General features: G+C 56.2%; 15 protein-coding genes. 9 read left to right on the forward strand and 6 right to left on the reverse strand.

Annotated elements, in window-relative coordinates; translation table 11 throughout:
• Positions 1–171 precede the first annotated feature (171 nt).
• On the forward strand, positions 172–1293 hold the full coding sequence (locus tag G9Q73_RS11330) for a DUF2066 domain-containing protein (protein WP_177419885.1): 1122 nt from the start codon (positions 172–174) through the stop codon (positions 1291–1293).
• A 203-nt stretch (positions 1294–1496) separates the two neighbouring features.
• Positions 1497–2051 (forward strand): CDP-alcohol phosphatidyltransferase family protein, encoded by a 555-nt coding sequence (locus G9Q73_RS11335; RefSeq protein ID WP_177419886.1) that lies wholly within the window; start codon positions 1497–1499, stop codon positions 2049–2051.
• 51 nt (positions 2052–2102) lie between these two features.
• Here the strand turns inward: G9Q73_RS11335 and hda are convergent, their stop codons facing one another.
• From hda to arsC, 3 genes are read right to left on the reverse strand one after another with little or no spacing between them, the layout of a single operon-like run.
• On the reverse strand, positions 2103–2783 hold the full coding sequence (hda, locus tag G9Q73_RS11340; RefSeq protein WP_218649947.1) for a DnaA regulatory inactivator Hda: 681 nt from the start codon (positions 2781–2783) through the stop codon (positions 2103–2105).
• Positions 2784–2796: 13 nt separating this feature from the next.
• On the reverse strand, positions 2797–3396 hold the full coding sequence (gene wrbA, locus G9Q73_RS11345; RefSeq protein ID WP_177419887.1) for an NAD(P)H:quinone oxidoreductase: 600 nt from the start codon (positions 3394–3396) through the stop codon (positions 2797–2799).
• A 1-nt stretch (position 3397) separates the two neighbouring features.
• Positions 3398–3745: an arsenate reductase (glutaredoxin) gene (gene arsC / locus G9Q73_RS11350; protein WP_177419888.1), complete on the reverse strand. Its 348-nt coding sequence runs from the start codon at positions 3743–3745 to the stop codon at positions 3398–3400.
• Positions 3746–3857: 112 nt separating this feature from the next.
• On the opposite strand from arsC, the gene G9Q73_RS11355 reads away from it, so the two are divergent.
• The gene (locus G9Q73_RS11355) at positions 3858–5096 is read left to right on the forward strand and encodes a virulence factor BrkB family protein (protein WP_177419889.1); all 1239 of its coding nucleotides are present in this window, start codon (positions 3858–3860) and stop codon (positions 5094–5096) included.
• A 22-nt stretch (positions 5097–5118) separates the two neighbouring features.
• Here G9Q73_RS11355 and G9Q73_RS11360 read toward each other — a convergent pair whose 3' ends face one another.
• On the reverse strand, positions 5119–6699 hold the full coding sequence (locus G9Q73_RS11360) for a cyclic-di-GMP receptor FimW-related protein (protein ID WP_177419890.1): 1581 nt from the start codon (positions 6697–6699) through the stop codon (positions 5119–5121).
• Between the two features lie 352 nt (positions 6700–7051).
• Here G9Q73_RS11360 and G9Q73_RS11365 point away from each other — a divergent pair, with 352 nt between their 5' ends.
• The 5 genes from G9Q73_RS11365 to G9Q73_RS11385 all read left to right on the forward strand — a co-directional run bounded on the left by G9Q73_RS11365 (position 7052) and on the right by G9Q73_RS11385 (position 10374).
• On the forward strand, positions 7052–7453 hold the full coding sequence (locus G9Q73_RS11365) for a TlpA family protein disulfide reductase (RefSeq protein WP_369408882.1): 402 nt from the start codon (positions 7052–7054) through the stop codon (positions 7451–7453).
• The gene (locus tag G9Q73_RS11370) at positions 7443–7994 is read left to right on the forward strand and encodes a thioredoxin family protein (protein ID WP_177421421.1); all 552 of its coding nucleotides are present in this window, start codon (positions 7443–7445) and stop codon (positions 7992–7994) included. The genes G9Q73_RS11365 and G9Q73_RS11370 overlap by 11 nt, the downstream gene beginning before the upstream one ends.
• Before the next feature lie 136 nt (positions 7995–8130).
• Complete coding sequence (locus tag G9Q73_RS11375) at positions 8131–9318, forward strand: TolC family protein (protein WP_369408883.1); 1188 nt, start codon at positions 8131–8133, stop codon at positions 9316–9318.
• Positions 9315–10088 (forward strand): efflux RND transporter periplasmic adaptor subunit, encoded by a 774-nt coding sequence (locus G9Q73_RS11380; protein WP_177419892.1) that lies wholly within the window; start codon positions 9315–9317, stop codon positions 10086–10088. The genes G9Q73_RS11375 and G9Q73_RS11380 overlap by 4 nt, the downstream gene beginning before the upstream one ends.
• A complete protein-coding gene (locus G9Q73_RS11385) occupies positions 10081–10374 on the forward strand; it encodes an acylphosphatase (RefSeq protein WP_177419893.1) in 294 nt (97 codons plus the stop codon). The genes G9Q73_RS11380 and G9Q73_RS11385 overlap by 8 nt, the downstream gene beginning before the upstream one ends.
• A 208-nt stretch (positions 10375–10582) precedes the next feature.
• On the opposite strand, the gene G9Q73_RS11390 is transcribed toward G9Q73_RS11385, so the two are convergent.
• Entirely contained in the window at positions 10583–11632 is a 1050-nt protein-coding gene (locus G9Q73_RS11390) for a hypothetical protein (RefSeq protein WP_177419894.1), read from the reverse strand.
• 114 nt (positions 11633–11746) lie between these two features.
• On the opposite strand from G9Q73_RS11390, the gene sfsA reads away from it, so the two are divergent.
• On the forward strand, positions 11747–12460 hold the full coding sequence (sfsA, locus tag G9Q73_RS11395; protein WP_177419895.1) for a DNA/RNA nuclease SfsA: 714 nt from the start codon (positions 11747–11749) through the stop codon (positions 12458–12460).
• 110 nt (positions 12461–12570) lie between these two features.
• On the opposite strand, the gene G9Q73_RS19220 is transcribed toward sfsA, so the two are convergent.
• On the reverse strand, positions 12571–12792 hold a 222-nt coding region (locus G9Q73_RS19220; RefSeq protein ID WP_218649948.1), incomplete at its 5' end, for a hypothetical protein.

Consider the following 12792-nt stretch of genomic DNA (forward strand, 5'->3'; position numbering starts at 1 on the left):
CGGGGGATTTTAGCAGATCTTCCGATACACCGTGATAGAGTTGCTGTTGGAGGATTTGTCCGGCTTTTCCGTTTCTGGATGAAGACTAACTACTTAGACAGGCTTTCTGCACCGCGCTAGAATCCCAGCGGTCAAAACGACTGAGATGAATTTAACTGGACTCATATTTCAATGATCTTTAAACAGACATGGCTGATATTACTGCTTCTGCTCTGGTGTACCGGAGCGGTGGCGGAGCGTGTGTCCGGACTCTACGAAGCGGCGGTGCCGGTGGTGGGGCAGGGTGCCGAAGCCCGTGCACCGGCCATGCGGGAGGCCTTCGGTCAGGTGCTGATCAAGATCTCCGGCAACCGTGACCTATTGCTACGGGAAGATCTTGTCAAGCGGCTGAAGAGAGCTCCCAGGTATGTTCAGCAGTACCGCTACCGCATGTTGGAACAACCCCTGGCGGATGATCCCGCACCTGTGGTGGATCCGGAAAACCCACTGCCGGATCGGCAGCTCTGGGTGCGTTTCGATGAAAAAGCCGTGAATCGCCTGCTGCGCGAGGCTGGAGTGCCGGTCTGGGGCGGCACCCGGCCATCCACGCTGGTCTGGCTGACTCGTGATGCCAAAGGCCGTCGCACCCTCTACCAGCAGGATATGGAGCCGGAACTGGCAACTACGGTGACTGAAACGGCGGAACAGCGAGGTCTGCCGGTGGTGATGCCGCTGATGGATCTCGAAGATAGAAACACCCTTCAGGTAAGTGACCTCTGGGGCGGTTTTGAAGAGAACATTCGTCGTGCCTCCCAGCGTTATCTGCCTGATGTGATCCTGGCAGGCTGTCTGCACCGGCAGGGCAGTCAAGCCTGGAGTGGTGACTGGACGCTCTATCTGCCGGATGGAGTGGAGCAGTGGCAGATTCAGGGCGAGAGCGATCTGGCGCTGGCCCGCGAAGGCGTGCAGCGGGCGGTGGATCTGTTGGCTGCCAGGTTTGCGCCCCAGAGTGCTTCTCAGGGAGTTGAAGCACTGCGGATAAGGGTTTCAGGTATGCTCAATCTGGCTGACTATGTTCTGGTCAAAGACTATCTGCATTCACTGGTGATGATAGAGCAGCTGGATCTGCTGGCGGCGGGTCCGGAGCAGGTCAGTTTTCTGGCCGGAGTGCAGGGGGGGCGTGAAGCACTGGAGCGGGGTATCGTACTCGGCGGTGTGCTGGAGTCGGTGGTTACCCCTGATGAGGTGGTGGAGGCAGAGGCGTCGCCACCGGAAGATTTCGATGTGCAGAGTCTCGACTACCGTTTGCGGTAGTGAGCCGGCTTGGATTGCCTTCACTGATTGGTGTTCGTCCAGAACACTGTTTTTTACCGCGAAGAGCACGAAGTACACGAAGAAAATTTATGGTTAATCAATCTCTTTACCTTAGTGCTCTTCTCGTGTTCTTTGTGGTTAGATATGAATTTTTGGACGGGCACTAATTAATCTGTCCAGTGTCACCTGATAATTTGTAAAAAATGCAGCCCAGAGACATACCCAACCTCATCAGCTTTTTACGCATACTGCTCTCGGTGCCAGTCGTCTGGCTGCTCTTCGAGCGGGAGTTTGCTGCGGCACTGACATTATTTGCCATTGCGGGCATCTCCGATGGCCTGGATGGCTTCCTGGCCAAACACTACGGCTGGGAGAGCCGCCTCGGCGGGATGCTCGATCCCCTGGCGGACAAGGCGCTGCTGATGAGTTCTTTTCTGGTGCTCGGTGCGCTGGGACTGGTCCCTGTCTGGTTGGTAATCCTGGTGATATTCCGGGATCTGGTGATCATTGGCGGTGCGCTCTATTACCACTTCAGTGTCGAGGAACTGCAGGCCGATCCGAGTCTGGTCAGTAAACTCAACACCCTGTTGCAGATATTGCTGGTCATCCTCGTGGTGACGGATGCAGGCCCCTATCCACTTCCAGCAGTGCTGATTTCAGTCCTGGTCTGGAGCACGTTGGCCACTACGGTAGCCAGCGGAGTGGGTTATGTCTGGGTTTGGTCGCGCAAGGCGAAGGAGAAGGGGTTGCGGAGTTGATGGCTGGCATCCACATTGGCTTTCTGATGTGCAGGGTATTTGGCGTTGGTCCTACAACCCTAGCACTTCCCGTACAAACGGGATGGTCAGTTTTCTTTTCGCGGCGAGCGATGCCTGATCGAGCTGTTCCAATAGACCGGTTATCGAACTGATGTCCCGGGGAATCCGCTGCAGCAGGTAGCTTGCGGTGTCTTGCGAAAGTTCCAGTCCACGCTGCTGCGAGAGCTGGGTCAGCAGTATCAGGCGGCCATCGTCGTCCAGGGGTAGCAGGTGGTAACAGGGACCCCAGGTGAGGCGGGAGGCGAGATCCGGTAGACGGATGTCCACTCCGGCAGGCGCAGAGTTTGCTGTTATCAGCAGTCGGGCATCACGCTCCCGAAGCTGGTTGAAGAGGTTGAAGAGGGCGATCTCCCATGCCGGGTTGCCGGCCACTTTTTCCAGATCGTCCAGACAGACCAGATCCAGGGCCTCCAGTCCCTCCAGAATCCCGGGTTCCAACTCGCTGGTTTGCGCCAGAGGAATATAGGCGCAGGTGCCGCCGGACTCATCCTGTTGGTGACAGGATGCCTGCAACAGATGGGTTTTGCCGGAACCGCTCTCCCCCCAAAGATAGATGAACGGATCGGTGCCCGTCAGCAGACGCGAAAGGGCCTCGCCATTCGGGCCGGGAATAAAGCCGCTGAAGTTAACTGTGGGTTTTAACCCTATCCCCAGGGCAAGCTGACTGGACATGATTCTGGCGTGGTCAATCGTTGGATGTGAGCTGCACAGCCTTGGCCGCGACCCGTTTGCCCAAGGCGCGGCAGAGCGTTTTCTCTTCATCGCTGAGGGGCAGATTGCTCTCTCCACCGGCCAGGTGGCTGGCACCGTAGGGGGTGCCGCCGGTTCTGGTGTGCAGCAGATCGGTTTCACTGTAAGGCAGTCCCATGAGGATCATGCCGTGGTGCATCAGCGGCAGCATCATTGAGAGCAGCGTGCTCTCCTGTCCACCATGCATGCTCGATGTGGAGGTGAAAACGGCTGCGGGTTTGTCGATCAGCGAGCCGGTCATCCAGAGGCGACTGGTCTGGTCGAGAAAGTATTTCAGTGGTGCCGCCATATTACCGAAACGGGTGGGACTGCCGAGGATCAATCCAGCACATGCCTGCAGGTCAGCGTCAGTGGCGTAGGGTGCGCCCGACTCAGGAATGGGCTCGGCGGTTGCCTCACAGATGCTGGAAACCTCCGGTACGGTGCGCAGGCGGGCGGTCATGCCGGCGACATCCTCTACGCCACGGGCGATCTGCCGCGCCATCTTTGCGGTGGCGCCGTGGCGACTGTAGTAGAGAATCAGGATCTCGGCCATCTCAGATAATCTCCAGTACCTGTTCCGGGGGACGGCCGAGGGCAGCCTTGCCGTTATTGATGACGATGGGGCGTTCGATCAGTTTGGGGTGGGCAATCATGGCGTCGATCAATTGATCCCGGGTCAACGAAGCGTCGTCGAGATTGTTCTCTTTGTACTCGCTCTCCTTCTTGCGCATCAGATCTCTGGGTTCCATGCCGAGCATGTTGAGTACTTGTTCCAGGGTATCCCGGTTCGGTGGGGTCTTCAGATACTCCACGATCTCAGGTTCGACGCCGTTATCCTTCAGCAACTGGAGGGTCTGGCGGGATTTGCTGCAGCGGGGGTTGTGAAAGATCTCCACACTCATTGGATTATTCTCCGGCTGAAAAACGCCTATTGTAACCATCGTTCAGGACGACGTCTCCCCACGGTCGCTGGTTGGTGGCATACTGTTCTTCTACTCTTTGCAAGGTAATGACATGAGCATGGATCCTGCGGCAAGAGGCCGCTTCTATCTGCACCGCATCAGGCAGTTCAGTGCGTTGCTGTTGCACCATTTCATCAAGGATGGCGGGGTGCAGAATACGGCGGCCCTGACCTACACCACGCTGCTCTCGCTGGTTCCCCTGATGACCGTCATGCTGGCACTGTTTTCGGTCTTTCCCGCCTCGGAACGGGTGGCGGTGGAGATCGAGGAGTTTGTCTTCAAAAACTTTGTGCCTGCGGCGGGGGAAGTGGTGCATGAGCATCTGAGTAATTTCAGCAGCAAGGCGGCAAAACTCTCCGGTGTGGGGTTCGCTTTTCTGCTGGTTGCTGCGCTGATGTTGATGGGCAATATCGACAAGGCGTTCAATACCATCTGGCATGTGCGCAAGAAACGTGGGGCCATGTCGACCTTCATGGTCTACTGGGCGATCCTCTCTTTGGGACCGGTGTTGATCGTGTTCAGTGTGGGCGTGACCTCCTATCTGGTCTCAATCCCGATTCTCAACGATGATGAGACGGTGCAGCAGTTGCGTTCGCGCTTTTTGAGTATGAGCCCGGTCCTTATCTCCGCCTTTGCTTTTACCCTGCTCTATGCTGTGGTGCCGAATCGGAAGGTGCCGCTGCGCCATGCCCTTGCAGGCGGCATTCTCGCTGCCCTGTTGTTTGAGAGCGCAAAGCGGGGTTTTGCACTTTATGTCACCCATTTTCCCACCTACGAGGCAATCTACGGTGCGATGGCGGTGATCCCGATATTCCTGATCTGGATCTACCTCTCCTGGTTGGTGACACTGCTGGGGGCGGAGTTTACCTACTGCCTCGGCATCTTCCGGGACGACTGGCACGAGCGGTTAAACACTCGCGGCAGTAACTTTCTGTTGGCGCTTCGTCTGATTGGCCATCTGCGGGAGGCGCAGATGCTGGGGGAGCAGCGTTCATGTCAGGATCTGTCAAAGCGGGAACCGGAAGTCTCTGAAGAGCACCTGGAGGCGTCGCTGTATACCCTGCAAGGGGCTAAGCTGGTGTTGCGTACCGAGGAGAAGAGTTGGGCGCTTGCCAGGAACCTGCAGGAGGTGAAACTTAGCGATCTCTACCGTGCAGCGCCTTTTGTGCTGCCGGATGCAGATAAGCTGGATGAGGGGTCAGTGGTATTGTCGAGTATTCTGCAGACTATCGAGAGAGATGTTGAAAAGGGTATGAATTGCCCGTTGGAAGATCTCTACCGTCAGGTTTAGAATCAGAATTGCTGAAGCGATGCTATTTGTATCTGATCCTTAGCCGCTCGTAATAGGGACTCGATGAAGCCTGTTCCGTCGGCACTATAACCGGTGCCGGTATCTGTTCCTCCACAAGATATTCGCGTCCGGTTTTGAGCTGTCCTTTGGTAGACAGTAGCGTGTTTTTTTTCGGGGTTCCCCGGTCGACGTAGAGACAAGGCTGTGTGCGAAGGTCGCCACCACTCCCTCCGATGGGGTTGAGAGTAACCGGCATTACGTGCCCCTTTAGAAACTGTACCCCCAACTCCAACATTTCGCCGCCTCTCTTGAGCGCGCGTCTTACTTCACCGATTTTCAGGCTGTCCGGCTGGTCGGGATGTTTTTCAGTGATCAATACCAGTTGACCGACCAGTTTAAGACTCGAACTCTGCAGTGGCAGATGAATCGCCACACCGGTTTTGCTGCAGTTGGTCAGTTTGCAGGTTAAGCGTTGGTGGCGGGGTTTGAAGCCTCCGCCCAGATTGCCGGATGCCAGGGTCACCGACTCTCCTTCCTCCTCATCGGATCTGCTGGCTGCAGGAGTGGCAATACCAAGAAAGTGGTGGATCGAACTGATGCCGATGGCAACGGTAACCTGACCATAGGTATCCTGTCTTTTGCTGCTGCGTTCCTTGCGGATATGCCAGGATTTTAACATGTCGCGCAGCGTCCCTGCCGCATCTTCCGAACTGAGGTGCTGCAGTCCCATTGGAGGCGCTTCACCACGTAACTCGATCTTTCGCAGACTCTGGTGCAGGCGTTTGCTGACTGGATTGATGTTGAGCAGGCGGAATCGGGGAGATGCCAATGTGTCGGAGGTATCCGGATCGAAAAGCCGTGGTGGTACCTCGCCCAGCATATCGATGATATAGCGCCCGGCCGGGTCCGCCTCGGATTTCAGTTCTTCGAAACGTGCTTTGCCTGCAAATTGGTTCAGATAGCCGTAGCAGAGTCGTGCCTCCCCTGCCTTCAGATGGCAGGGGTCGAGTAGCGCCAGCAGCAGGATACGTTTCAGCTGGTGGGCGACAGAGGCGTTCTTGGGTACGGCTTGGTCACGGTCGTCAATCAGATCGTGTTGTTGGTTCTGCTGTTCCGCCAGATTATAGAGCTGGAGAATTTCACGCCAGGCATTGGTGGCCTGGCAGTCATAGCCTTCGAAAGTGGTCAGTTGGTCAAGAGAGAGGAACTTGATGGCGTAGTAGATCCCCTCCAACAGTCTTTTGCGGTGTTTGAGCCATGATTTCTGGCGCAGACTTTCATTGACGATATGTTTGTGACCGTAGGCCATCTCCTGCATCAGCTGGCGGATCTGCTTTACGCTGGGTGCACCGGGTTTGTTTGAGGCGATCCGGCAGAGCCGGGTTGTGGGTAATCGGTAGAGTTCCATCAACTCTATGCGGTCAGGGACCCGTCCAGGAAAACGGTTGAGTTGTGCAAGATTGGTGATGATCGCCTCAGCCACGCGCGCTGGACTGGCGTAAGGGAGGGCAGCGATCCATTGGCGCAGGGATCCGGGATGTGTCTCCACATGCGGGTTTTCGATGGTATCGGGTGCAGGAACAGTAAACTTGGGACGCCGCATCGAATCATTTGGTCTGCTGAAAATCTGAAACATATTGATAGTATCGATATTCCGTGGCGGGTTCACCCTTTATAGTTTCTGCTGATTGATGCAGTTCGACGCTTCTTGGAGAATTATCGGCGGTCATCGTCAAATCTTGAAAAATTGTGCTGCGGACTATTTTTCATGATTGAATTTCCCGGAATTTATCCCGACAATGGGGGTCGGATTATTGAGAGTGCCGTTGCCGGTGCTTCTCTCCAGAAGAATCAACAAGTACCAGAGGCACTCTATGCACAATCCACCCCCAGCGTGGCGGCTACTACTATTAGGCTGTTTGGCCCTGTTCAGCACGGTATCGTTCTCAGAGTCCGTGGACTTTGAGTTGCAGGGACTCGATGGCAAGACTCACAAGCTTTCCGACTACCGGGGCAAGTGGGTGCTGGTCAACTACTGGGCGACCTGGTGTCCTCCCTGCAGGGAGGAGTTGCCGGAGCTGGAGGTCTTTCACTCCAACCACAAGGACAAGGATGCAGTGGTGTTGGGTGTTGCCTTTGAACGCATTGATATAAAACGCCTGAAACGCTTTGTCGAAGAGCAGTTTCTCAGCTATCCGATTTTGTTGGGCAAACCTGCTGCTGGCTCGGAGTTAGGAAAAATTCCCGGTCTGCCGACCTCTTTTTTAATCTCGCCAAGTGGTGAAGTGGTGGCTCGGCAGGTGGGGCCGTTAACCGCAGAGGACCTGGAAAGTTTTATTGCCAACAATGCTGAGTAGGTGGCTCGATGTGAGGATTTTCCTCTCCATTGTCCTGATGCTGTTCATGCTCTCTGCCGGGGCGGTGGGCAGAGACCCTGATGATCACTTTTTTGATCAGTCGCTGGGGGATTTCAGTGAGGAGTTGGAACTTGCCCGCGAGGAGGGTAAAACGGGTATCCTCATCATGTTCGAAATGGATGAGTGTCCCTTTTGTCACCGTATGAAAGGCACCGTGCTGAATCAGTCCGAGGTTCAGGACTACTATAAACAGCACTTTCTGATCTTCACCGTGGACATCGAGGGTGACGTGGAGATCACCGACTTTCAGGGGGAGCAGGTCTCGCAGAAGGATTTCGCCTTTAAACAGTTTCGTGTGCGAGCCACGCCGGTATTCGGTTTTTTCGATCTGGAGGGTAAACTGATCAGTCGTTTTACAGGTGCCACCCGCGATGCCCAGGAGTTTCTCTGGCTCGGAGAGTATGTGGTGAACGGTGAGTATAAAAAGATCAGTTTTTCCCGCTATAAACGACAAAAGAGAAAGGAAAAAAGAGCGCGGTGAGCCGCCTTCGAATCCCGATAACCTTGATTGTTGCTCTGGCTGGATGGATCTGTTTCGCGCCGGTTCGGGCCGACGGCCTATCTGAGCCGCTCCCATCCCCCTGACACTGCAGCAGGCACTGAAACTGGCCGATGGCGTGCATCCCGATCGGGAGCTGGCTGATGCGGCGCTGCAGCGCGCCCGGGCGGAACAGTCCGGTGTCGATGCCAGCGATGACCTGCAGCTTGGTTTCGAGGCGGCTCTGAAGGTGGTCAACCCCTCGTACAACGCCGTCGATCAATCCAGCAACGACAGCTGGGCGAAACTGAAACTGAGCAAACGGCTGTATGATTTTGGCCGTACCGACAATGCGTTGGCCGCAGCCGATGCGGCACGGCGAAGCCAGGAGTGGAATCTGCTGGATGTACGCCAACAACGGCGACTGGAAGTGATGGCCAGATTCTTCGACGTGCTGCTGGCGGACCTGGAGTATGCGCGGGAGAATGAAGCGATGTCGATCGCCTTCGTCCGGTTGGACAAGGCTCGCAGCCGGTCCGAACTGGGCGGGATCTCCGATCTGGAGCTGCTGCGGCTCGAAAATCTCTTTCAGAAGGTAAGGCGGCGTACCGTCGGCAGCCAGAACAAGCAGCGTATTACCCGTTCCCGCCTCGCCATCAGTCTCAACCGCCCCGATGACCTGCCTGCCGATCTTGTTTCTCCTGAGCTGCCCGTCCGGCCGATACCGGAGAGTGTGGAAGCGCTGACCCAGCGCATTATTGAGAGCAATCCCGGGTTGAAATCGCTGCGTGCACAGAGGGATGCAGCTGAACAGCAGATGCGTGCAGCCCGGGCGGGCGACAATCCGATAATCCGCGGGGAAGTCGAAGCCGCCACCTATAATCGGGAGTTGGGGGGGCGTAATCCTCTGTCGGCGGCACTGGTGCTGGAGGTGCCGCTCTTTACCGGCAACCGGGTTGGCGCCGAGGTTGCACTGGAGCGCGCCCGTCTACGGGAGCGCCGGGCGGAGCTGGCCGTGCTGGAACTCGATCTGCGGCAGTCGGCGTTGGAGCTCTGGCTGGAACTTGACCGGCTACGAGTAAGACGGGAGGAGTTGGTGGTGACCGGAGACTATCGTGATCTCTCTCTTGATCGCAGCCGTACCCTCTACGACCTGGAGGTCTCCACCGATCTGGGTGATTCCATGGTAAGAATCTCCGACTGGCGCCTGCAGCAGGCTGAGACCGATTTTGAAATTGCACTGGCGCAGGCACGACTTGATGCATTGGCCGGGGTGCTGTTGGATGAATTTGATATCACAGTGGGAAGTAAGGGGGAGGGAAAATGAAGAGAATGAGTCGTGTGGCTATCTGTTGTGGACTGCTCTTTTGTAGCACATTGCAGGCCCAGGATCTGGATGCCCAGTTGGAGTGGCAGCAACGGGTGGAGTTGGGAACTGTGGTGAACGGGATCGTCGGCCGGGTCAATGTGACTGCAGGCGAGCCGGTTACCCGGGGCGCTTTGCTGGTCGAGTTGGACCAACGGCCGCTGCAAGCCAGACTGGTAAAGGCAGTAGCGCAGAAAGAAGCAGCCAAGCAACAGATGGATGAGGCCAAGCGGGAGTTGGACCGTTCCCTGGAACTCTATGATCGAACATTGCTGTCCGACCATGAGCGGCAGCTTGCTGAGATCGATGCTGCCAAAGCGGATGCCTATCTGCGTGCAGCGGAGGCGGAGCTGATTCTGATAAAACTTGCGCGTGAATACAGCCGCATCAAGTCGCCTTTCAACGGCCGGGTGTTGGTGGTGAACGTCCAGCAGGGGCAGGCTGTGGTTAACCATCTGCAGATCATGCCGTTGGTGGTAGTGGTTAATGATCGGGAGATGAAAGCGGTGACTGCCGTTGATAGTGAAATGGCAGCAAAGCTGAGGCCGGGGCAGGCAGCCAAGGTCGGTGTTCATGGCGAATGGCTGCCGGGGGTCATTCAGTCCGTCGGGCTGGAACCTTTGGCAGGTAGCGGGATGCCACGTCACTACCGTCTCGAAGTCGGCTTCAAAACCCCGAAGGGGCAGCAGTTGCGTCTTGGAGAGAAGGCCGTGGTGAGAATCGATGGGTAAAGCGGTACAAACAGGGCACCCGGTCTGTGTCCGCTGTCTTGTGGCAGGTCGGGTGCAGGGGGTCTTCTTTCGGGCCAGTACCCGTTACGAGGCGCAGAGACGGGGTATCACCGGTTATGCAAAAAACCTTCATGACGGCCGAGTCGAAGTGATTGCCTGTGGTGATCTGAAGGCAATCAATGAACTGCGCGACTGGTTGCGCCAGGGACCGGCCAATGCCGATGTTTCAGGCGTTGCCTGTGAAAACCTGCATTTCCAGGAGTATTCCCACTTCTCTATCTCCTGATACCCGCTTCCCGCTATGCAATAAAGCGGAATCGTAGGATGTGCTGAGCGCAGCGATGCGCATCTGTCGCGATTGATGCGGTTCGTTTTACTCGACAACATGCTCCATGCGTTACTCTACCTCCTGCATCCATGCAGTCGTCACCACATCCTACAGGTTACCTCAGTGTTTACCATGCGCTGAATAGATACCATGCAGGAACGATGTGCTATTGGGAAGTCGGGGTCTCAACGCCCACATCGTCTGCCGTTTCCTCCACCGGACGGAAGACGGCGGGTTTCCCGTTGGCCAGGGTGGCTGTCTGTTCCTCTTCAAGGACAGGCGCCGTAGGAACCTCCGCCGTCTCATGCATCATAGGGGCCGGTTCCGGGTAGCTGAGGGGTGCTAGAGGTTCCTGGAAAGCAGGAGCAGGAGTCGACACTGTGGGGGGCTCAATCGGTGCGGGTTGTGATACCACTGGCGCCATTGGCTGTGGCATCTCCATTGGTGGAGGTGTCATCTCACCAGTTGCTGCCGGTTGCATCGGACGATAACTGTATTCGACCGGTGGAGTGTAATCGCTTTGCGGCGGCTGTTGTGGTGCGTAGCTGGGGTATTGCGGATAAGTTTGGCTGCTGCCGCTGGTTTCGTAGTCGTAGCTCGGCGCATATTGCTGTTGTGGCGCTGTGTCATAGGTTGGCGGGTTATAGGCCGGCGCGCTGTAGACGGGTTGCTGCTCACGATACGGCTGGGTGGTTGCGTAGTCGTTGTATTGTTGCGGATAGCCGCCCTGAGAGGGGGCATTGTAGTAGCTGGGGCTGTTTCCATAGGGGGCATAACCGCCGCCAGGCTGAGTCCCGTAACCGTAAACCGGTGGTGCCTGGTAGGCCGGTGCACCGCCATATCCGTAGCCATATCCCTGATTATAATTTGGTTGTTGTGCGGGATAGTAGGGTTCCGGGTAGCGGTCTTCACGCCGATTGGAATTGAACCTGTTGTTCATGGGGTTTGGCGCCCCCTTCATCATGTTCATCGGATTCATATTGAACTGTTTGTTGTTGTTCCGGTTGTCGCCGCGATATGCCGGAGCGGCGTATTGAGGCGTTTGTGTGCTGTAGCCTTGAGCGCCATAAACCGGTTCGTTGTAGGCGGGCGCCTGCTGTCCCGTTGCGGAAGGATTGTCGTAGTATCCCCACTGCGTCGGATAGCCCTCGTCAGCCTGCGCATTTGTCAGGCAGAACGTAGTGATACAGGCGGTGAGCCATAGTTTACGCTTCATTATTCACTCCTCTTTAGAGAGTTTTTCCGTTGATTCGGCGAAGACCCTAATATAAGCCCCAGCCGTGGTCGTGTAAAATTAGGGATTGCCCTAAGAGTTTCCCGAGTCAGGCCCATGTTGCTCCCACTACTCACCAACGGACATATACTAAAACGCTACAAACGCTTTCTGGCGGATGTCGAATTGACCGATGGTTCCGTCGTAACCGCCCATTGTCCCAATACCGGTAGTATGCGTGGATGCTGGGAGCCTGGAGCGCTGGTACAGATCAGCCACAGTGACAATCCGCGTCGCAAGCTTGCCTGGACGCTGGAACGGGTGGATATGGGCGCAGGCTGGATCGGCGTACATACCGGCCGGACGAATCCGGTGATCAGCGAGGCGTTGCGTGAAGAGAGGATTCCAGGTCTGGAGGGGTACCGTGACGTGCGGACTGAAGTGACCTTCGAGGCGCCGGGTTTTCCCCGTTCCCGCTTCGATATGTTCCTGAGTGATGGTCCTGCGGCGGATGTCTGGGTCGAGGTCAAAAATGTCACGCTCTGGGAGGGGGGGGAGTCACTCAGTTTCCCGGATGCGGTCACTGCGCGGGGTTTGAAGCATCTTGAGCTACTGGCGGAGGCCTGTCGTCAGGGCTATCGTGGCGTGATGATCTATGCGCTCAATCGGCCGGAGGGGGCGTGCTTCCGCCCAGCCGATGAGATCGATCCCGTATATGGAAAAGCTCTGCGCAGGGTGGTGGAGGCTGGTGTTGAAGTGGTGGCTGTGCGTATTCTGCATCTGCCGCAGGCGATGATGGTGGGTGATCCAGTGACCGTGGATCTGAGCTGAAATTTTTCTGAGGGGTCGAAAATCAGCAGGGATGTTCGGTTCAATAGCCGCTGGAATTGAAATCCAGGCCCTTGCGTATTTCCGGCAGTAGTTCCACGCCGCGCGATTTCTTACCATCCGGCAGCAGGCGACGCAAAGGATACCTCGGTATTGTCGTCAATGCTGAATTTGTCCTGACCTGGCGATGAACTGAATGCAGGTAGAGGAGAACCAAGCAGCAGCAGGTTGTGTTGCGTCAAATTTGGTGGATATGACCGTGATGTGATGCCTTTACCCGTTTTGTGCTTTGCTGTGCCCGAAGAGAGCACATGTAACCGGTCGAAGTACAACAA

It is taken from the genome of endosymbiont of Lamellibrachia barhami, assembly GCF_011947365.2.
GTDB lineage: Bacteria > Pseudomonadota > Gammaproteobacteria > Chromatiales > Chromatiaceae > QGON01.